Here is a 20,448-nt window from a genome sequence, read left to right on the forward strand (position 1 = left end):
TTTGATTGGTTTCAATCTTGCGACTACTTATTTTAAAACTTCAAATACAGTCTGGAACATGATCTTGATATCTCCGAAGAAATTAAAATCACGTAGGTAGGCTAGATTATAGTGCATCTTTTCTGGTAGGACTCTTTCGACATAGACCTGGTCAACCGTCATACCTTTTGCAGTCATTTGACTGATAATAGCATCCTCGTCCTTATAGTTAATGCTGGCAAGCGATGTAATCCCTGCTGGCAAGAGCAAGGTAGCCATCATTTCATGGCTGTACTGTTCTGTATAACGTGGTACTTCTGGACGAGTTCCCACAAAGGACATCTCCCCTTTGAGGACATTGACCAATTGCGGCAATTCATCCAAACGCACACGGCGAATGAAATTTCCAACCTTGGTGATGCGGCTATCATTTGCAGAAGTTACCAGACTTCCTTTTTTATCAGCATCCGTCACCATAGTCCGGAATTTCCAAATTTTGAAATGTCGGTTGTACTGGGTTACCCGCACTTGCTTGTAAATAACTGGACCCTTGCTATCTAGCTTGATCCAGATGCTTAGAATCAGGAATAAGGGGGAGGTCAAGATTAACAAGACTACGGCTAGAAACAAATCTAGACAACGCTTGAAAATCAGTGAGCCTTTTCTTCTAGACACAAGCTGGTAGTATGGTTTTACCTCGCTCAATTGCATTTCTTGAGGTAGCTCATCCCATTTCAGCATGCACATTCTCCTCTGTTTTTTATATATAATCTTTATTAACATTCTACATTATACCACAAAATGAAAGAGGCAGTGCAAGAAATCTGTGTTTTAAAGGAATTCTTCCTTAGGAAAGAGCCCCTGCCTGCAAACTATACATCTTGTGATAGGTTCCACCCAATGCTAGGAGTTCCTCGTGGGTTCCACTTTCGATGATTCGTCCCTTATCTAGAACATAGATACAGTTAGCATCCTGAATGGTAGAAAGGCGATGGGCGATGGCAATGGTTGTCCGACCTTGTCTCATCTTAGCTAGGGAATTTTGGACCAGAGCTTCTGTTTCAGAGTCGATATTGGCTGTCGCTTCATCCAAAATCAGGATTTTAGGTTGACTGGCAACAGTTCTAGCAAAGGCAAGAAGCTGACGTTGACCAGTTGAAAAACTCGAACCACGCTCAGATACAGGAGCATCATAACCTAAAGGAAGATCTTGAATGAAGGAATCTGCATCGACAAATTCTGCTGCAGCCTTGATTTGGTCATCGCTGATATCTTGGTACATGGCGATATTGGACTTAATGGTCCCATGATAGAGGAAGGGGTCCTGTAGAACCAAACCGATGTTTTTTCTCAACTCCTCTTGACTATACTCTCGAATATCCACACCATCTAGGAGAACCCGACCTGACTGGAATTCATAAAAGCGCATCAGAACATTGATAATAGAAGATTTTCCCGATCCCGTATGACCGACAAAGGCAATGGTTTCACCTTTATTGACAGTAAAGGAAATATCATCTAGAATTTGGTGTTTTCCATCATAGGAGAAGGACACATGCTCAAAGCGAATATTTCCTTCTTGAATCTCGGCTTGTCCATTTTCTTGGGCCGGTTCATAGTTGGTCTCATCTATCAGTGCAAAAACACGACCTGCTGACACCATGGATGTCTGAAGAGTAGAAAAGTTTTGCGTTACCTCGATGAGGGGATCAAAGAGACGGTTGATATACTGGATAAAGGCATACATAGTTCCTGCCGTTATTCCTAGATAAAGACCACGATAGCCAAAGTAAGCCATCAAAACTGCATAGCCCAACAGCTTCAACAAACTCATAGCTGGACGTAAAAAGAGAGAATCCAAGGCTACTGAACGGTTAGCGTAGACTAGGTGTTCCTGATTTATCTCATCAAACTCTTCTTTCAGGCGTTTTTCTTGGTTAAAGGCTTGAATAATACGAATTCCTTCGATATTTTCTGCCAGCTTACTGTTAATATCTGACAGTAGACTTCTGGTTTTTTCAATGACCTTGACCGATTTTTTACGGTAGAGATTGACCAAAAGGAAAATCAAAGGTAGGAAGAGCAATACTAAAGCAGTCAGAAGATAGTCCAGAACTAACATGGTATAAAGGGTCGTCACGAATATAAAGACTGCCGAGATAAAGCTGGACAAGATCCCCGAAAACATATCACTGATAGTCTCGGTGTCATTTGTCAAACGAGAGACAATAGAGCCTGCAGGCGTTTTATCAAAGTAAGACATGCCTAGCTTCTCCATATTAGCAAAGGCATCACGTCGGATATCTCTAACGATGCTGTAGGACACGCGCGCAAAGAGGATGTTCCCCACATATTGGACAATGGTTTGAAGAATGTAGAGACCATAGTAAACTAGCAAAACTGTAACAGCAAGCTGATTAAGGTTGTTTAGATACTGGTCGATAAAGTGAGAAGCTACCAGGGGGATAATACTCTTGATAACAGTCGTCGTAAGGAGAAAAGCTAAGGCTAAAAAGGTGAGGAGACTATAGGGCTTGAGATAAGACAACAAACGCTTCAATACAGCCCATTGTTCTTGTTTATTCCGCATCTTCTTCTCCTTTCATTTCTAACTGTTGAGACTGGTAGGTCTGGGCATACCAACCATCCAAGGCTAGTAAGTCTTCATGCCTACCTCGTTCAATGATGCGACCATCCTGCATGACCAAAATCAAATCTGCATGAACAACTGCGCTAAGACGATGGGCAGTGATGATAGTCGTTTTATCTTTGCGAGTTTCCTTGAGATTATCGATGATTGCGAACTCTGTCTTAGCATCCACAGCTGACAAGGAATCATCTAAAATCAAGATATCAGGATTTAAAATCATAGCCCGACTCATAGCCAGACGTTGCTTTTGTCCACCAGATAGACTGACTCCTTTTTCCCCGATAACTGTATCAAATCCCTCAGGCATGGCTTGAATGTCTTGATAGACTTGAGCCAACTGAGTCGCTTCTTCTACTGCTGAGAAAGGTAGGTCGGGATTTCCAAAGCGAATATTATCTATGATAGAACTTGCAAAAAGAAATTGGTCCTGTGGAACGTATCCCATCAAACTACGTAAGTCAGCTAGTCGATAGGCGCGAATATCATGATCATTTAGATAAATAGCTCCTCGGTCAACGTCATACTCACGCAAGAGCAACTTAATCAAAGCAGTTTTCCCTGAACCAGTTTGCCCAACCAAGCCCAAGGTTTGCCCTTTTTCGAGACTAAAATGTATATCTCTCAGCGTCTCTTCGTCTTCAAAGGCAAAACGATCAATGGCATAGTCCAAGCGCCCATTTTCAATCCCGTTAAGTGGAGATTCTGGGTCTTTGACAGGTGACTCTTGAGACAAAAGACTCTCAATTCGTTGATAAGAAACCTTCCCTCTTTGAGTAATATTAAAGAGAAAACCAATCGCCATCAAGGGCCAGACCAACATATCCAAGTAAGAGATAAAGGTGACAAGATTACCAACGGTTACTTGTCCTGCTTGCACCATAAAGGCTCCCACTAAGAGAGTTAAGGCATAGGAAGAACCAACAAAGAGTAGAACCATGGGGTCAAAGAGACTATCATATTTCATGGTTTGCAGATTCTTTTGGAAGGTCAAATTATTGACTTCCTGGAAAGATGCCAATTCATCAGACTGATAGCCAAAGGACTTGGTTACCTTGATACCTGATACAGATTCTTGAACCTTATTATTAAGTTCAGAAAAGGCTGCTTGGGATTCGCCAAAAGCCTTATGGGTCTTTCTCCCCAGACGACTAGTCGCATAGGCCATAAATGGCAAGGGCAGAATGGCAACCAAGGTCATCTGCCAAGAAATGCTAAAGAGCATAGTCAAGAGAGTCACCAAGGCTGTGATAGAGGCATCCACTGCCATCATGACACCACCACCTGCTAAACGAGTCAGAGCATTGATATCATTGGTTGCGTGAGCCATCAAATCCCCAGTCCGATAACTCTGATAAAAAGCGGGAGACATCCTTGTAAAGTGCTCAAATAGTCTTGAACGCATAATTTGTCCAAGTCGGTAGGAAGTCCCTAGGATATACATACGCCAAACGTAACGCAGATAATACATCCCGAAAGCTGCCAGCAAGAGATAAAAGAGATGAAGCAAGAGCTCATCTTGTGTTAATCGTCCCGAAGTGATGGCATCGATTACCCGCCCCATGACCATAGGTGGGATGAGGTTGAGTACAGATACCAAAACCAGAGCTACAATTCCAACTAGGTAACGGCGTTGTTCTAATTTAAAAAACCACCAGAGTTTTTGGATGATGGACATAAAATTCCTTTCTAATGACAAATGGAAACCTGAGGCGACTGCCTCAGGTTTTTCCTATTCATAGGTGATGACACTAACTTAAACTTTGTCATATTCAGCGATAAAGATACTCAAAGGAGTAACATTTCATTTATTTTCAATCCTTTACATAAATCATTCTTTATTATATAGGAATGACCTGGATTTTTCAAACCATACGCTGGGGAAATACTTCTTTTTCTGGTATAATATTGTCTATAATCTGAATGAAAAGGTAAACATTATGAAACTGATCTCATGGAATATTGATTCCCTCAATGCAGCGTTGACGAGTGACTCTGCGCGTGCGAAATTGTCTCAAGACGTTCTCCAAACTTTGGTAGCCGAAGACGCTGATATCATCGCTATCCAAGAAACCAAGCTTTCAGCTAAAGGTCCTACTAAAAAACACCTTGAGGTACTGGAAGAACTCTTCCCAGGCTACGAAAACACCTGGCGTTCCTCTCAAGAGCCTGCCCGTAAAGGCTATGCTGGAACCATGTTCCTCTATAAGAAAGAACTCACTCCAACTATCAGCTTCCCAGAAATTGGCGCACCTTCTACTATGGACTTGGAAGGCCGCACCATTACTTTGGAATTTGATACATTTTTCGTGACTCAAGTCTACACACCAAATGCAGGTGATGGACTCAAACGTTTGGAAGAACGTCAAGTCTGGGACGTCAAATATGCGGAATACTTGGCTGAGTTAGACAAGAAAAAACCAGTTCTTGCTACAGGTGACTACAACGTTGCCCACAAGGAAATTGACCTTGCCAACCCAGCAAGCAACCGTCGTTCACCAGGTTTCACAGACGAAGAACGTGAAGGATTTACAAACCTTTTAGCCAAAGGATTTACTGACACCTTCCGCCATATCCATGGTGACGTTCCAGAACGCTATACTTGGTGGGCACAACGTAGCAAAACTTCAAAAATCAACAACACAGGCTGGAGAATCGACTACTGGCTCACAAGTAACCGTGTGGCAGATAAGGTTACCAAGTCAGATATGATCGACTCAGGCGCACGCCAAGACCATACACCGATTGTCTTGGAGATTGAATTGTAAGGAGTTTCTTTATGGACTACAATGCAGTTATCCCTGAGTTTATTGTATCAAATATAGAACAATCTCGTTCCTTCTACTGCGATTTGCTGGGTTTTACAATCGAATACGAGCGACCAGAAGAAAACTTCCTCTTCCTTTCGCTTGAAGATTGCCAGCTAATGTTAGAAGAGGGAACAAAAGATGAATTAGCTGAACTGACCTACCCATTTGGTCGTGGTGTCAATATCTCCTTTGGCATAAAGGATGTCCCCAGACTCTATCAGAAAGTAATCGAGTCTAACTATCCTATTCATCGTCCTTTGACTAAAAGAGAATTTCGTGTTGGTGAACAATATATCTACCCTCATGAATTTGCAGTTTTAGATCCAGATGGCTATTTTTTAAGATTTAGTGAATAGTATAATACAGCATTAGAGTGGGAAAGTAATAAAAAAAGAGGCGTTTGCCTCTTTTTTATATTTCCTATATCCTCACCTGTCTATCTTCAGACCGTTGTCCTGTGACAAACATGGTGAAGGTTGCCTTACAGACATTTCGGCCATCTTGGTTGATGATGTCAACATCGACGACACAAGTGGTGCGTCCTTGGTGGACACATTCTCCTTTGATAGTGAGAAGGTCCCCTAGATTTCCAGCTTTCAGATAGTTGATGGAAGACTGGAGTGTCACTCCATCTAAGCCAAGTGAAATCACCACAAGACCACTGATTTGGTCACAAAGGGTAAATAGATAGCCTCCATGGGCATTTCCATAGTAGTTGAGTGAAGAGTCCACTACTTTTGTCGTCACCACCACGTGACCGTCTCTCATTTTTTCAATTTCGTAATTTTCAAAGGCAGATATAGCGTCAAAGTGAAAATCTTTCATACGTTCCTCCTGATATTTCAAACGACACTATGATACTACTTTTCAAGACTCTACGCAAGAGAGAAGCACTTATTCGGGCAAAATACCAACCTGCTCCACAAAGCGCATAAAGGCAGCTTGTCCTTCTTCTGTTTGCTTGTAAACTCCTGCATCTTCCAAAACTCGAGCGAAGATTTTACCAACAGATTCTTGGACGATTTCAAGAGCTTGTGCTTTGTCAGTCAATCCAGGATGGGAGTCTTTCAATTCATCCGCCCATTCTTTGTGATAATCTGCAACTGAAATATCCTCTCCGACTAGGTAAGCTGCTACCTGCTCCACTTCTTCCTTCAAGCGTGGTGGCAAGATTGCCAAACCCATGACCTCTATCAAGCCGATATTTTCCTTCTTGATATGTTGGACATCCTTGTGGGGATGATAGATACCATCTGGATGCTCTGGAGATGTTTGATTGTCCCGAAAGACCAAATCCAACTCAAACTGCCCATCTCTTTTACGCGCAATCGGTGTGATAGTGTGATGCGGTGTTCCATTACTTTCTGCCAAGACCTGTACACTTGGATCTGAGTATTGACGCCAAGCCAGTAAGATTTTATCCGCTAGTTCTGTCAAATCCTCTTTCGAATCTGAAGTTAGTCGAATGACGGACATAGGCCACTGAACAATCCCTGCTTTGACAGTTTCAAAACCTTCAAAGGTAACGCTTTTCTGAATAGGAGCCACTTCCATTGGAAAGACATGACGACCACCTTGGTAATGATCATGGGTCAGGATGGAGCCACCCACGATTGGCAAATCAGCATTCGAACCAGCAAAGTAGCCTGGAAACTGCTCCACAATCGCTAACAAACGTTCAAAACTTTGGCGACTAATGGCCATAGGACGATGCTTGCTGTCTAGGAAAATACAGTGCTCATTAAAGTAAGCGTAAGGCGAATACTGGAAGCCCCACTCCTGACCAGAAATATCAAAACGTATAATACGATGGTTGCTTCTAGCTGGATGATTGACACGACCATGGTAGCCTTCGTTTTCCATACAAAGCTGACATTGAGGATAGTTGCTCGACTTAACCAACTTAGCTGCAGCTATCTCTTTTGGATCCTTTTCAGGCTTAGAGAGATTGATGGTAATCTCTAGTTCACCGTAGTCAGACGGTACACGATAAGCAATATTCTTTGCGATGGCCTTTAGTTTGATGTAGTCATTCTTCTGACTGAGTTGGTAGAAGTCCGCAATCGCCTGCTCTGGTGACTGGGCATAAGTAGCCCAAAAGTCTCGATTAAGCTGACTTGGACAAGGCGTTACCAAGTCCATGAGGTCTGCACCGAGAATCTCACGCGCTGCCAGACTATCTTCAATCGTTTCCAAGCGAACTGCTTCCTCAACAAGCTGATCTTTTAGTTCAATCAAATCATTTTGGTCAGTCTCAACTTCAAGAACTCCATCTCCCACCAGTGCCAAGACGCGATTGGTCAGATAGATCCGATCCAACTCTTCAAAGGTGCTTTCTGCAATGACTTTGGTAACAAATGTTTCTACTAAGGTCACTAGAAAACCTCCTTCTTACTTTCTAAATAGTCTCTAACAGCATCTAAATCTTGAAAAACTTGTTCTGTTTTATTTAAGAAAGACTGTGCTGGTATTTTTAAATCTGGAATACAAATAACTGGAATCCCAGCTCTATACGCCGCTTCAATCCCTGCTTCACTATCCTCTAGTACCAAGCAATTCTCTGGTAAAACGTTCAAATCACTACAAGCCTTTAAAAATATATCAGGGTAAGGTTTGCTTCGCTTCACATCTTTTGCAAAAACTAAATGGTCAAATAGTGACAGTATACCATTGCTATCCAATATCATTCTAGCTCGAGATTCAACACTCGATGTTGCTAAAGCGATTGGAATGCCTTCTTTTTGCAAATAAGTAAGCAAATTTTTAGCACCTTTTTTTAAATTTACACCTTGAGCTAAGATTTGAGCTTCCAGTTCATAAACTTTTGCCAAGGTTTGGTCAAAGTTCCAAGGTAAATCATAGGTGTCCAAAAATCGTTGAACATTCTCCTCTTCCCTATGTCCACTGTAGTCTCTAGAATAAGTTTCTTCTGTGAAAGGAATTCCAAAATCTCTAAGCAATTCTTGATAAACTTTTAGAGAAATGATTTCAGTATCGGCTAATAAGCCATCTAAATCAAATATTACAGCTTCCATATCCTTCTCTCCTAATCTAAAACGCGAGTTCCACCTGCCACTTCAGCGATATAGAAACTTGGAGCGTAACCAACGATTTCTTCATAGTGCTTGCCTACAGCTTCTTTAAAGGCCTCAACCGCATCTTTTTGAACCAGGGCAATGGCACAACCACCAAAACCTGCTCCTGTCATACGAGCACCAAGAACACCTTCTTGAGCCCAAGCTGTATGAACAAGGGTATCTAATTCCAAACCAGTCACTTCGTAATCGTGCTCAAGCGAAACATGAGATGCATTCATCAAACGACCAAACTTGTCTAAATCTCCTGCTTGAAGAGCTGCTTGTGCTTTAAGTGTACGTTGGTTTTCAAGAACGGCATGGCGAGCACGTTTCAAACGATTTTCATCTTTGATGAGGTAGCTATATTCATCAAAAGCCCACTCATCCAATTCACCCAAGGTTTGAATGTCCAAGGCCACTTGGAGTTCTTCTACTGCTTTTTCACATTCAGCACGGCGTTCATTATATTTAGAATCAGCTAGTTCACGGCGCTTATTGGTATTCATGATCACAACGACATTGTCTTTCAAATCAAGTGGTACCAAGTCGTATTCTAGAGTGTTAGTATCCAGGTAAATAGCTCGTTGGTCAGCCCCCATACCGATGGCAAACTGGTCCATGATACCAGAGTTAACACCGATAAAATTATTCTCTGTCAATTTTCCGATTTTTACTAAATCTAGACGATTCAATTTTAGGTCAAAAAGGTATTCTGCCACGACACCAGTCAAAAGCTCCAAAGAAGCTGAAGATGACAAACCAGCACCATTTGGGATATTCCCAAAGACATAGAAATCAAAACCTTTGTCAATCACATGACCAGCTTCTTGCAAGAAATGAAGGACACCTTTTGGATAGTTGGTCCAGTTGTGCTCTTTCTCAAACTTAAGGTCAGCTAGAGGCACTTCGATAATTCCCTTGTCCTCAAAGTTTGCGGAGTAGAAACGGAGCACTTGGTCATCACGCTTGCGAGCAGCCCCATAAGTTCCTAGTGAAATAGCTGCTGGGAAAACATGGCCACCGTTGTAGTCAGTATGCTCCCCAATCAAGTTGATACGGCCTGGTGAAAAGAAGGTTTGGTCTGCTTCTTGACCAAAAACAGCAAGAAAGTCCTTGCGAAGTGCATCAGCAGTAAGATGTTGTGTCATATGAATTCTCCTTTGACAATTGTTAGGTAAAAAAACTTAACCTGTAATCGTTTTCTTCTATTGTACCCAAGGGTTTTGCTTTGGTCAACATTTTTACCTATATTTTACTAAACTATAGGTAAAAAGCAACAAAAATATGCTATAATAACCTAAAAAGGAGGGGAATTATGGCTACACTCAAAGATATCGCTCAGCTAGCCTCTGTCTCGATCGCAACTGTATCCCGCGTTCTCAATCGCGATCAGAGCCTATCTGTTACAGAAGAAACTCGACATCGTATCTTAACCGTCGCAGAAGAACTAGGGTATACAAAACATCTCAAAACAGGCGAAAGTCATAAACTCAAACAAAAAATTGCTATCATCCAGTGGGTGAGTGAACAAGGAGAATTAGAAGATCTCTACTACTACCAGATCCGTCTTGGAATTGAAAAAAGAGCTCAAGAGTTAGACTATGACATTTTGCGCTATTTTAACGACCAACCTTTCACGCTTAGTGAGGAAGTGATTGGTATCCTCTGTATTGGTAAATTTAGTCGTGCACAGATTGCTTCATTCGAGGAATATCAAAAGCCTCTAGTATTTTTAGATAGTGACACTCTGGCTTTAGGGCATACTTGTGTTATCACTGATTTTTCAAATGCTGTCAAACAAGTCTTGGATTATTTTATCAATCAAGGCATGGACAGAGTTGGAATTCTGACTGGACTCGAGATTACGACTGATCAAGAGGAACAAATCCATGACAAACGACTTGAAGCCTTTATCAGCTACACACAGGAACTAGGAATCTATCATGAAGAGCTGATTTTCCAAGGAGAGTTTTCTGCCCAATCTGGCTACGACTTAATGAAACATGCAATTCAAAGCTTGGGGGAACAACTTCCATCTGCCTTTTTTGCTGCAAGCGATAGTCTGGCGATCGGCGCCCTTCGGGCACTCCAAGAAGCTAGTATCCACCTACCAGAGCGAGTGAGTTTGATTTCCTTTAATGACACTAGCTTGACCAAACAGGTTTTCCCACCACTTTCAAGTATCACTGTTTATACAGAGGAAATGGGACGCACAGGCATGGATATCCTTAATAGAGAAGTACTCCACGGACGCAAGATTCCAAGCCTCACTATGCTGGGAACCAAACTGACTTTAAGAGAAAGCACCTTGCATTAAATACAACTGTTTACAATAAAAAATCCTAATAAGAGTTCACTCTCTATTAGGATTTTCTTTTCTATTCAATCACAATCATAGCTTTAATGGTCTTACGTTCATCCATATCTTTATAGGCTTGATTAATATCTTCCAGTTTATAACTTGAAGTAAAGACACGACCTGGATTGATGTCTCCATCAAGGACAGCCTTGAGTAAGAACTGTTTGTCATAGGTGGTAACAGAAGCTGCTCCACCTGCTACAGAGATGTTTTGGGCAAAGGTCGAACCAAGAGCACGGTTATTGTAGTGAGGCACACCAACAAATCCTAAGCGCCCTCCATTGTGAAGGACACCTAGAGCTTGATCAACAGCTGCTGCAGTACCGACACATTCAAGAGCAGCATCCGCTCCGCCACCAAGGATTTCACGAACCTTAGCAATACCTTCTTCACCACGCTCCGCTACGACCGCTGTCGCGCCTGACTCCAAGGCCATCTTTTGACGGTCTTCGTGGCGACTCATAAGGACAATTTGCGATGCTCCACGCATCTTAGCTGCAATGACAGCACATTGGCCAACTGCCCCATCACCGATTACTACCACTTTGTCACCTTTTTGCACATTAGCCACACGCGCCGCATGATAACCCGTCGGCATGACATCTGCCAAAGTCAAGAAGGATTTGAGCATGGCTTCAGTATAATCGGATGGTTGTCCAGGGACTTTTACGAGTGCCCAGTTTGCATATTCAAAACGCATGTACTCTGCCTGCACTCCATCAGACCAGTTAGTTCCAATATGGCGATCACAAGTTCCATCATAGCCAGCGCGACAGGCGTCACACTCCCCACAGCCATGGGTGAAAGGCGCAATGACAAAATCTCCTGGTTTAACCATTGTAATAGCATCTCCGATTTCTTCGACGATTCCAATAGCCTCGTGACCACTATTTTGATGCCCCTTTTCAATGTCTGGATTACGGTAGCTCCAGAGGTCTGATCCACAAACACAGGTACGGACAATCCGGAGAACGACATCATCCGGCGCCTCAATTTTCGGACGCTCCACTTCGACAAGACCGACTTGCCCTGCTTTTGTATAGACTGTTTTCTTCATAAGAACAACCTACTTTCTATTGCTTACTTACCTTTAGTATACACTTTTATGAGTCAAATAGCATGCAAGATGATAGTAAAAGTTTCCGCCAAACAAAATTGACTCCTAAGAACTCAATCATCTTATAGATATAATAGTCAGACTAGCTGGTCTCCTTTACTTAGCCTAAAAATGAGATAAATCTTTCAGCTGTTTCTGGTTCTTGGTGATCATAAAAAAGTGAACTTTCCTGATCCAACTCTTCAATCCTTTGCATTTCTTCTTCAGTTAATTCAAAATCAAAAACATTGAAGTTCTCTTGCATGCGTTCTTTTCGAACAGACTTAGGAATGACTATCACGTCACTTTGGAGTAAGAAACGTAGGGCTACTTGGGCTACAGATTTCCCATGTTTTTCTCCAATCTCCTTCAAGAGGGGAGTATTGAAGAAATCATTTTTCCCTTCAGCAAAAGGCCCCCAAGATTCAATTTGACAATTGTATTTCTCCAAATACTTTTTGGCTTCTTTTTGTTGCTGAAATACGTGAGTTTCAATCTGATTAACAGCCGGTTTAATTTCCACAAAATGTTGAAGATCAATGAATCTATTAGGCGAAAAGTTAGAGACGCCAATAGCACGAACCTTACCAGCCTTGTAAGCTTCTTCCATGGCTCTATAAGTTCCATAATAATCACCGAAAGGTTGGTGAACCAACAAAAGATCAATATAATCTGTTTGAAGCTTTTTCAAGGACTCTTCAATCGAAGCCTTGGCCCTTTCATAGCCGGCATTCGAAATCCAAATCTTTGTCGTGATAAAGAATTCTTCTCGTGGAAGAGCTGACTCCAAGATAGCTTCCCCAACACCTGCTTCATTTCCATAGATTTGAGCGGTATCAAAGGAACGATAACCAACCTCGATAGCCTCAAGAACTGCTCGCTTTGTTTCATCTACTGGAGTCTGAAATACTCCAAATCCAAGTTGTGACATTTTGATATTGTTGTTTAAGGTTTTGTAAAACATATTTTCCCCTACTTCTTTTGATACTTTTAGTTTACACTCAATTTAAAGATTTGTATACTAGCAAATGAAAAATAGCATCTATAGGAGGAAAACACAGTATCAACCTTTCCAAAACTTCTCTAGTGTTCGTGACCTTTTATGCCCCCAATATCTTCAAGGCAGCGTTTGTGTTGATTATGATTCATTGGACTAGTATCCACTTCAATAGTAATATTGTGAACTCCACTTTGTCTTAATTGACTGCGAATAGCTTCTTTGCATTCTTCCATTCGTGTCAAATCCTCTAAGCATAGATGAACAATTGCATTATTTTCTAGACCATCCATGGACCAAATACTCAGTTGATTGATACTCTTGACATTTTCTAGTGATAATAAATCCTGCTCTAGCTTTTCACTATTAAGCCCCTCAGGAACTGCATCGAGAAATATCTTAAGTGTAGACCAAAAACGAGGAATGGCTTTTGACAAGATAAAGAAGGAAATGACAAGCGATAAGAGAGGATCTAAGATATACCAATCCGTAAATCGTAGAATAATTGCCATCAGGATGACTGCTATCCAACCCAGAGTATCTTCCAGAAAATGCAGGCTAAGGATAGACTCATTCTTTGTTTTTCCTTTACGAACCACTAAACTCGCTAGCACATTTATACTAACCGCAATAATTCCAAGCCAAAGGATTCCCTCATCGTTGATAGGTTGCGGATGAAATAGTTTCCTTATATTTTCCAAAATGACTAGAGCAGATCCTGTCATGAGAATCACAGCCGTTATCAAAGCTCCTAGAAGGCTAAATCGTTTGTAACCCAAGGTGTAATGACTATCCTCTTCACGATTGGAAATTGTTTCAAGAAAGGCTGATAGCCCAATTGCAATCGCATCTCCTAAGTCATGGACAGAGTCCGCAAGAACAGCACTAGAACCAAATACTCCGCCTGCAATAAACTCAATAATGGCGTAACTCAAATTTAAGAAAAAAGCCAGCCAAATAGCACGTTTTGAACTCATTTTTCCACCTTCCTTTGTTATAATGGGACTAGGAAAATTTTATAAAAAAGTTTTCTTAGTCCCACGCCCGTAATGCTGATTAGATGCTCTTCGAGCTAAATAGCGAAAGAAGTTCCCAATCAGCTACTGCATCAAACATATATTTCTATAAATATTCTGAGAAATGAGACTATTATCTCTTCTCTTCATTGTTATTATCCAATAAAATAAAAAGAAAGGATAGGAGCAAACTGTTCGGTTTGTGAGTTACTGAACAAATTGTTTCAAGTGTCCATATGAGTAGTCAAGATCGTCGCATTACCAAGACTCGCAAAGCTATCTATGCTGCTTTTTTACAATTACTAAATCAAAAAGACTATGAATCCATCACCGTCCAGGAGATCATCGACTTAGCAGACGTTGGGCGTTCCACCTTTTATAGTCATTACGAGAGTAAGGAATTACTCCTAGATGAACTATGTCGCTATCTCTTTCATCATCTTTTTGAACGAGAGGAACATTTGACTATAGAAGAATATTTGACCCATATCTTTTTGCATTTTAAGAAAAATCAAGACCATGTCACCAGCCTTCTTTTTTCAAAAAATGACTACTTCCTTCGTCAATTGCAAAAAGAATTGGAACACCATGTTTATCCCATGGTTGCAGAGAACTTGCAAGTTTCCTATCCTAAGATTCCAGCCTCCTACCTCAAACATTTTGTTGTCAGCAATTTTATTGAAACACTGACCTGGTGGTTAAAAAAAGGAAAATCTTATAAGGAAGATCAAGTAGTGAGATTTTACTTAGACGTCATGGAAATGACAAACAAAAATAAATCATCATTATTCTAGCTAGAGAGGAAATCTTATGAACTTCGTTATTATTCTTGTTATTTTGATAGCCTTCTTACTTCTTGCTTTTCCTCTTCATCATTTATTGGCTAGCCTTTCAGAATTAAGAAAAGGCAGGAATCCCCTAGGAAATCAGCTTCTCCTTATCGGAAGTATCCTTGCTACCTTATCTATCTTCCTCTACTTCTTTGCTACCTTATCTATCTTCTGCTACTTCTTTTTGCCGATTGTCGCACTATCTATTTGGCTGATTGGCTGTGGTTTGATTTGCTACGGAGCCTATTGGAATGACAAACAGAAAGGAACCTTTAAAAAGTCTCACCATATCATCAGAATTACATTTGCTATAGTATTGACACTTATACTACTTTTATTCTAATACAAAAACCCTATCTTATCTAAAAAGCAAGATGGGTTTTTTGTTAGTATAAAGTAATTTCTATATTTATTTTTGAAGTATTCCTTCTTGAAGGAGAAATTCACGCGCTACTGTTTCTGCCGACTTACCTTCGACACCAACTTGATAGTTGAGTTGACTCATCTGGCTCTCGGTGATTTTACCAGCTAATTTATTGAGGACTGCTTCCAACTCAGGATGTTTTTCGAGTAATTCAGCTTTCATGAGTGGTGCACCTTGATATGGCGGGAAGAGATGTTTATCATCCTCCAAAACCACTAAATCATAGCGAGTAATTTCAGCATCTATTGAGTAAGCATCTGTAATTTGAATGTCCCCTGACTGGATGGCTTGGTAGCGAAGGGCTGGCTCCATTGTTGCTACATTGAGGTTGAGCCCATAAAGAGACTGCAATCCTTTATTTCCATCTTCACGGTCATTAAACTCCAGAGTGAATCCCGCCTTGAGCTGTCCTTCTACTTTTTTCAAGTCTGAAATCGTCTTAAGCCCATATTCTTGCGCAATTTTTTTAGGAACTGCTATAGCATAAGTATTTTGATAAGCCATGGGGTTAAGAAAGGCTAGTTGATCCTGTTTGGCAATGCCATCACGAGCCACCTCGTAAACCTTTTCTGGGTCATGCCCAATTTGTGGAGATGATTGGAGGAGACTCTCTGTCACTGTTCCAGAAAATTCTGGATAGATATCAATGTCCCCTTTTTTCAGCGCTTGGTAAAGAAAGTCTGTCTTCCCAAAATTGGGTTTAACCGTCACCGTCATATCCGTATTTTCCTCGATGAGAAGTTTATACATATTCATGAGAATCTCAGGTTCAGGTCCTAACTTCCCAGCAATGACGAGATTGTCTTTCTCATTATGTGGAATGATGCTTGGAACATAACTAACTCCCAAACCAAGGACCATGACAGCAAAGGCCGCAACAATTGTACGCAACTTTGCCTTTTCTAACCATTTGAGAATGATATTGAAAAGAATAGCCAAAATGGCTGATGAGATTGCGCCGATTAAAATGAGACTAGCATTCCGACGATCAATACCCAAAAGGATAAAGGAGCCCAATCCACCAGCTCCCACAAGAGCGGCTAAAGTCGCTGTCCCAATGATCATAACGGTTGCTGTACGAACCCCCGATACAATGACAGGCATAGCAAGTGGAATTTCAAACTTCTTGAGTCGCTCCCACTTGGTCATTCCAAAAGCAATCCCTGCCTCCTCAAGACTAGGATCAATGCCATTCAGAGCTGTGATTGTATTTTCCAAAATCGGGAAAATAGCATAAATGACAAGAGCTGTGAGGGCTGGTAAGGTCCCAATCCCCATGAAAGGAATAAAGAGCCCCAACAAAGCCATTGAAGGAATTGTCTGGAATACCCCTGCAACTTGTAGCACCCAAGTCGCTGCTTTTTTGTGACCATTTAGATAAACCGCAAGTGGGATGGTCAGAAAAATAGCGACCAATAAGGTCAAAAGAGATAATTGCAAGTGTTGTCCCAGAGCAGTTAACCATTCACTAAAACGCTCCTGAAAGGTTGAAATGAAATTAGACATGCAGCCCACCTCCAAACAAGTTTGCTACAAAGTCTGTCGCAGGTGCTTGTAAAATTGTTTCAGGGTCAGCGACCTGGCAAATCTCCCCATCCTGTAAAATAGCTATTCTATCGCCTAATTTCAAGGCTTCGTCTGTGTCATGTGTTACGAAGATAGTCGTCATACCGAATTCTTTGTGCAAGTCTTTGGTGAGAGCCTGCAACTGCTTGCGAGAGATAGCATCCAAAGCTGAAAAGGGCTCATCCATCAGCAAGATTTTTGGCTCTGCAATGATGGCCCGCACAATGCCAATCCGTTGTTGCTCCCCACCTGATAACTCACTAGGCATGCGCTCTGCATACTCTGCAGCAGGCAAACCCACCTTGTCCAAGAGTTCTTCTGTTTTAGAGGCTATTTGTTCCTTACTCCAGCATTTCATCTCAGGAATCAGTGCAATATTTTCAGCAACCGTTAGATTTGGAAAGAGAGCAATGGCCTGCAAAACATAACCAGTAGAAAGACGTAACTCTCGTTCATCATAGTCCTTGATGCGTTTCCCATCCATGTATATATTGCCATCAGTCGGCTCCAAGAGACAGTTAATCATCTTGATCATGGTGGTCTTTCCAGATCCTGAAGGACCCACTAGCACCATAAATTCTCCATTTTCAATACGGAGATTGACATCTTTTAAAATGTCTGTATCCGTGTAGCGCAGGACTACATTTTTATATTCAATCATATTATTCCTCGATAAGTTTTCTGTCTCTAAGAGTATCCAATAGGTTACTTGCCGGATGCCCTAGAATTTTTTCGATATCTGTTGAAACCCCAGCTTGTTCGCCAACTTTGATAGCTGTATAAGTGCTGACCCAGGCATCGTACTCCCAAGTTTGTGCTGGCCATTTTTTCCGTGACTCATAGGCTTCTTCTACTGTTTCATCCACATACGCGATGGCCTTACCGGTCTCTTTTGAGAGAAGCGCTACGATTTCTTCCATGGAAAGATCCTCTGGCCCTGTCAAATTCAAGGTTTGATTTTTCCAGTCCTTAGGATTTAAAAGAATCTCTGCTGCAACCCTAGATGTGTCCTTACGGGCAACAGCTGACAGAAGACCACTGCCGGCCGGACCACGAATCTCTCCATTTTCAAGCGCCATATCAATCAGGAAGTCCAAGTAAAAATTATCTCTCAAAAAAGTGTAGGTGAATCCTAACTCCTTGATATAGGCTTCCGTCTGGGCATGATCTCGAGACAAGGTGAAGGTTGCCTTCTCATCTGCCCCATAAAAGGAGGTATAAACGATATGCTCTACTCCTGCTAGCTTTGCAGCATCTAAAAATTCCTTGTGCTCCTTGACACGCTCTGGATTTTCCCGAGCAGAAACCATCAACAAGATATCAATACCCTTCAAGGCCTCAACCACCTCTGGAGTATTGGCATACGATATTCTACGGATTTCCGCAGACGCATAGATTTTTGCACGCTCTGGGCTTCGTGCCAAATGGACGGAAGCAATTCCTTTTTGATCTATAAGATTCGCCACATAAGAACCTAATTTCCCTGTTACCCCTGTAATACCAATCATAACTGTTACTTCCTTTCCTTAGATGTCATTTTCTTTAGCCTTTAGATTTGAGATAATGCGCTCTTGATAGGCCTCAAATTCTCGGATTTCTTGATCAGAAAATCCTTGGTAGAAAATTTCTCCCAGTTCCTTGCTGACACGATTTCCAATTTCTTTTTGCGCCCAACCGAGGTCTGTCAAAGAGATATATTTTTTTCTTTTATCCTGCGTGCAAGGTTGAATCGTGACCAAACCTTGTTCTTCCAATTTCTTAACCATACTGGTCAATGTATTATTGGCTAGACCCGTCGCAAGAGCTATATCGGTCGCAGTAGCGCACCCCAACTCTTGCTTCCACAAAATCGTTAAAATTTTCCCCTGTTCACTTCTGTATTGAGCATTTGGTTCCTTGCTCAAGAGTTTTTGAAAGATTCGCCCATTCAACAAGCGAATCTGTAGAGCTTGGTAGCCACCTAACACCTTATCCATTTTGTCTCCTTTTTATTCTATATGGAACTTTCTGAAATTATTGTAACGTTTTTGATTACACCTGTCAACTGTTTCGATATAGAAATATTAATTTTTTAATAAATCTGAGTAAATCTCATAATAAAAATCCTTACAAACATTGAATACAACTGTCATATCAGTGTGTTTTATCTGAAACTGTATAACCGTCTCCATCACAATCTTAACTGACTCTTCATTTGGAAATCGAAATTCTCCTGTTGAGATACAACAAAATTCCAATTTCACAGAGCTTGTTCATAAGCTAAGGTCAAACACACTTCATAGGACGATGCTAGCTGCTGCCTTTCAAAATCTATCAACTCTTCATAGATAAGAGACCCACCGTGTGAACGACATAGAGGTAAGGGAGCTTGTAGGCCTTGGTTATCTTTGCCTGATCTGTAGCTTCATGATTTCCTTGCTCCTGCATGAGCACATAACAGACTAAACGTAGTTCAAGTCCAGTAGTTGTGTGAATTGCATTATCAAAGGAAATTCTTCATCTATAAACTATTTTGTTATAGAAAAAAATAAAAACTTCCTACAAAAAGTAGAAAGCCATCATTTTTATAAAATTAAACATGAATCACATCTGAAGCATTCCTCTTAAAGAAACTACTATGGACCAGATAAGGACCGTACTTATAATTTTGACTATAAACTAACCATAAAGGAATGATAAAACTTTTTATAAAGTAGAGTAAGCAAAAAAGTAAAAAAAAACTAAAACTAAGATCCTTTAACTCAAGAAAATAAAGATAATAGAAAACGCACATATTTAATAGAATATTTAATCCAGTAGCAAAACTAGCCGATAAGATATTCGTTTCAATCTTAGGATTACACATTTTGACAAGAAATAAGACTAATAAAGAAGTATGATAAATACAAATCGGCTTGTAGTCGTGACGATATAAAACTAAACATTTATGATTATAAAAAATAAGCCCTCTACTAAAATTACTCCTTTTGTTAATCCAAACATGTGAAACTCCACTGATATCACTCCAAGGAATAAATAAATCTAATCTTCTAAGGTAAATACCATCCTGTTTAATATAAAATTTCCAAGGAAAAAGAAAATTTATGCCGATACCAAGTAAAAGCAATAAAAGAAGGAAATACACTAACTCTGTTTGATCAAAACTAAAAGCGTAATCAAAAAAAGTTATCGTTTGAAATCCTCGACCAACAATTTGATTAAAGCCTAGAAAAAACAAAACAATTATAAATAAAACATATCTATAAAAAATACTACGAAACTTTACACCTTTAGTCATAGATCATATTCTCCTAAATTACCCATCAACATCAAAAAATACTTTACAATCATATATAAGACTAGTATAACATTAAATTTTCAAAGAATATAAAATTATAAAAAGGAAATTAAAAAAAGAGCTATAAAAGCTCTTTGAATACGGAGAATAAGGGATTCGAACCCTTGCGCCAGTTACCCGACCTAACGATTTAGCAAACCGTCCTCTTCAGCCTCTTGAGTAATTCTCCTATTAATGGGCACGAGTGGACTCGAACCACCGACCTCACGCTTATCAGGCGTGCGCTCTAACCACCTGAGCTACGCGCCCAAGTTAATAAACTTGGTAGATGAACTAAAAGTTCAAAGCGGGTGACGAGAATCGAACTCGC

Annotated in this window: 21 protein-coding genes and 2 tRNA genes; 5 read left to right on the plus strand and 18 right to left on the minus strand. The window is 40.7% G+C overall.

The window, feature by feature from the left end; genetic code table 11:
• Nucleotides 1–27 precede the first annotated feature (27 nt).
• The 3 genes from HMPREF2987_RS03460 to HMPREF2987_RS03470 all read right to left on the minus strand — a co-directional run bounded on the left by HMPREF2987_RS03460 (nucleotide 28) and on the right by HMPREF2987_RS03470 (nucleotide 4,304).
• Complete coding sequence (locus HMPREF2987_RS03460; protein WP_075229349.1) at nucleotides 28–720, minus strand: sugar transferase; 693 nt, start codon at nucleotides 718–720, stop codon at nucleotides 28–30.
• A gap of 106 nt (nucleotides 721–826) precedes the next feature.
• A complete protein-coding gene (locus HMPREF2987_RS03465; RefSeq protein WP_075229350.1) occupies nucleotides 827–2,569 on the minus strand; it encodes an ABC transporter ATP-binding protein in 1,743 nt (580 codons plus the stop codon).
• Nucleotides 2,559–4,304: an ABC transporter ATP-binding protein gene (locus tag HMPREF2987_RS03470; RefSeq protein WP_075229351.1), complete on the minus strand. Its 1,746-nt coding sequence runs from the start codon at nucleotides 4,302–4,304 to the stop codon at nucleotides 2,559–2,561. Before HMPREF2987_RS03470 ends, HMPREF2987_RS03465 begins: the two co-directional genes overlap by 11 nt.
• A gap of 262 nt (nucleotides 4,305–4,566) precedes the next feature.
• On the opposite strand from HMPREF2987_RS03470, the gene HMPREF2987_RS03475 reads away from it, so the two are divergent.
• Both HMPREF2987_RS03475 and HMPREF2987_RS03480 read left to right on the plus strand, forming a co-directional pair.
• Nucleotides 4,567–5,394, plus strand: a complete 828-nt coding sequence (locus tag HMPREF2987_RS03475) for an exodeoxyribonuclease III (protein WP_075229352.1) — start codon at nucleotides 4,567–4,569, stop codon at nucleotides 5,392–5,394.
• Nucleotides 5,395–5,405: 11 nt separating this feature from the next.
• Nucleotides 5,406–5,792, plus strand: a complete 387-nt coding sequence (locus HMPREF2987_RS03480; protein WP_075229353.1) for a bleomycin resistance protein — start codon at nucleotides 5,406–5,408, stop codon at nucleotides 5,790–5,792.
• Between the two features lie 64 nt (nucleotides 5,793–5,856).
• Here HMPREF2987_RS03480 and HMPREF2987_RS03485 read toward each other — a convergent pair whose 3' ends face one another.
• From HMPREF2987_RS03485 to HMPREF2987_RS03500, 4 genes are all read right to left on the minus strand, one after another.
• Entirely contained in the window at nucleotides 5,857–6,261 is a 405-nt protein-coding gene (locus tag HMPREF2987_RS03485; protein ID WP_075229354.1) for a PaaI family thioesterase, read from the minus strand.
• A 69-nt stretch (nucleotides 6,262–6,330) separates the two neighbouring features.
• Nucleotides 6,331–7,812, minus strand: a complete 1,482-nt coding sequence (locus tag HMPREF2987_RS03490) for a UDP-glucose--hexose-1-phosphate uridylyltransferase (protein WP_075229355.1) — start codon at nucleotides 7,810–7,812, stop codon at nucleotides 6,331–6,333.
• On the minus strand, nucleotides 7,812–8,471 hold the full coding sequence (locus tag HMPREF2987_RS03495; RefSeq protein WP_075229356.1) for an HAD family hydrolase: 660 nt from the start codon (nucleotides 8,469–8,471) through the stop codon (nucleotides 7,812–7,814). The genes HMPREF2987_RS03490 and HMPREF2987_RS03495 overlap by 1 nt, the downstream gene beginning before the upstream one ends.
• An 11-nt stretch (nucleotides 8,472–8,482) precedes the next feature.
• Nucleotides 8,483–9,661 (minus strand): galactokinase, encoded by a 1,179-nt coding sequence (locus HMPREF2987_RS03500; RefSeq protein ID WP_075229357.1) that lies wholly within the window; start codon nucleotides 9,659–9,661, stop codon nucleotides 8,483–8,485.
• A gap of 167 nt (nucleotides 9,662–9,828) precedes the next feature.
• Here HMPREF2987_RS03500 and HMPREF2987_RS03505 point away from each other — a divergent pair, with 167 nt between their 5' ends.
• Complete coding sequence (locus HMPREF2987_RS03505) at nucleotides 9,829–10,830, plus strand: LacI family DNA-binding transcriptional regulator (RefSeq protein WP_075229358.1); 1,002 nt, start codon at nucleotides 9,829–9,831, stop codon at nucleotides 10,828–10,830.
• 61 nt (nucleotides 10,831–10,891) lie between these two features.
• Here the strand turns inward: HMPREF2987_RS03505 and HMPREF2987_RS03510 are convergent, their stop codons facing one another.
• From HMPREF2987_RS03510 to HMPREF2987_RS03520, 3 genes are all read right to left on the minus strand, one after another.
• A complete protein-coding gene (locus HMPREF2987_RS03510; RefSeq protein ID WP_075229359.1) occupies nucleotides 10,892–11,929 on the minus strand; it encodes a zinc-binding dehydrogenase in 1,038 nt (345 codons plus the stop codon).
• A gap of 160 nt (nucleotides 11,930–12,089) precedes the next feature.
• Nucleotides 12,090–12,932, minus strand: coding sequence for an aldo/keto reductase (locus HMPREF2987_RS03515; protein ID WP_075229360.1), 843 nt, complete (start codon nucleotides 12,930–12,932; stop codon nucleotides 12,090–12,092).
• Nucleotides 12,933–13,051: 119 nt separating this feature from the next.
• Entirely contained in the window at nucleotides 13,052–13,942 is an 891-nt protein-coding gene (locus HMPREF2987_RS03520; RefSeq protein WP_075229361.1) for a cation diffusion facilitator family transporter, read from the minus strand.
• A gap of 275 nt (nucleotides 13,943–14,217) precedes the next feature.
• Between HMPREF2987_RS03520 and HMPREF2987_RS03525 the strand changes: the two genes are divergently transcribed.
• A complete protein-coding gene (locus HMPREF2987_RS03525; RefSeq protein WP_075229362.1) occupies nucleotides 14,218–14,775 on the plus strand; it encodes a TetR/AcrR family transcriptional regulator in 558 nt (185 codons plus the stop codon).
• A gap of 16 nt (nucleotides 14,776–14,791) precedes the next feature.
• Entirely contained in the window at nucleotides 14,792–15,154 is a 363-nt protein-coding gene (locus HMPREF2987_RS03530) for a glucuronide permease (RefSeq protein WP_075229363.1), read from the plus strand.
• Nucleotides 15,155–15,220: 66 nt separating this feature from the next.
• On the opposite strand, the gene HMPREF2987_RS03535 is transcribed toward HMPREF2987_RS03530, so the two are convergent.
• From HMPREF2987_RS03535 to HMPREF2987_RS03565, 8 genes are all read right to left on the minus strand, one after another.
• Nucleotides 15,221–16,741 carry an ABC transporter permease/substrate-binding protein gene (locus HMPREF2987_RS03535; RefSeq protein ID WP_075229364.1) on the minus strand — a complete coding sequence of 507 codons (1,521 nt, stop codon included), beginning with the start codon at nucleotides 16,739–16,741 and terminating at the stop codon, nucleotides 15,221–15,223.
• Nucleotides 16,734–17,462, minus strand: coding sequence for an ATP-binding cassette domain-containing protein (locus HMPREF2987_RS03540; protein WP_075229365.1), 729 nt, complete (start codon nucleotides 17,460–17,462; stop codon nucleotides 16,734–16,736). Before HMPREF2987_RS03540 ends, HMPREF2987_RS03535 begins: the two co-directional genes overlap by 8 nt.
• 1 nt (nucleotide 17,463) lies before the next feature.
• A complete protein-coding gene (locus HMPREF2987_RS03545) occupies nucleotides 17,464–18,309 on the minus strand; it encodes an SDR family oxidoreductase (protein ID WP_075229366.1) in 846 nt (281 codons plus the stop codon).
• Between the two features lie 18 nt (nucleotides 18,310–18,327).
• Nucleotides 18,328–18,777: a MarR family winged helix-turn-helix transcriptional regulator gene (locus HMPREF2987_RS03550; protein ID WP_075229367.1), complete on the minus strand. Its 450-nt coding sequence runs from the start codon at nucleotides 18,775–18,777 to the stop codon at nucleotides 18,328–18,330.
• Nucleotides 18,778–19,114: 337 nt separating this feature from the next.
• Nucleotides 19,115–19,228, minus strand: a complete 114-nt coding sequence (locus HMPREF2987_RS11220; protein ID WP_257375080.1) for a macro domain-containing protein — start codon at nucleotides 19,226–19,228, stop codon at nucleotides 19,115–19,117.
• Nucleotides 19,229–19,373: 145 nt separating this feature from the next.
• Nucleotides 19,374–20,078 carry a hypothetical protein gene (locus HMPREF2987_RS03555; protein ID WP_075229368.1) on the minus strand — a complete coding sequence of 235 codons (705 nt, stop codon included), beginning with the start codon at nucleotides 20,076–20,078 and terminating at the stop codon, nucleotides 19,374–19,376.
• A 141-nt stretch (nucleotides 20,079–20,219) separates the two neighbouring features.
• Nucleotides 20,220–20,307: transfer RNA gene (locus tag HMPREF2987_RS03560), tRNA-Ser, on the minus strand.
• Nucleotides 20,308–20,313: 6 nt separating this feature from the next.
• A tRNA-Ile gene (locus tag HMPREF2987_RS03565) sits at nucleotides 20,314–20,387 on the minus strand.
• Nucleotides 20,388–20,448: the final 61 nt, after the last annotated feature.

It is taken from the genome of Streptococcus sp. HMSC067H01, assembly GCF_001814775.1.
Classification (GTDB): domain Bacteria; phylum Bacillota; class Bacilli; order Lactobacillales; family Streptococcaceae; genus Streptococcus.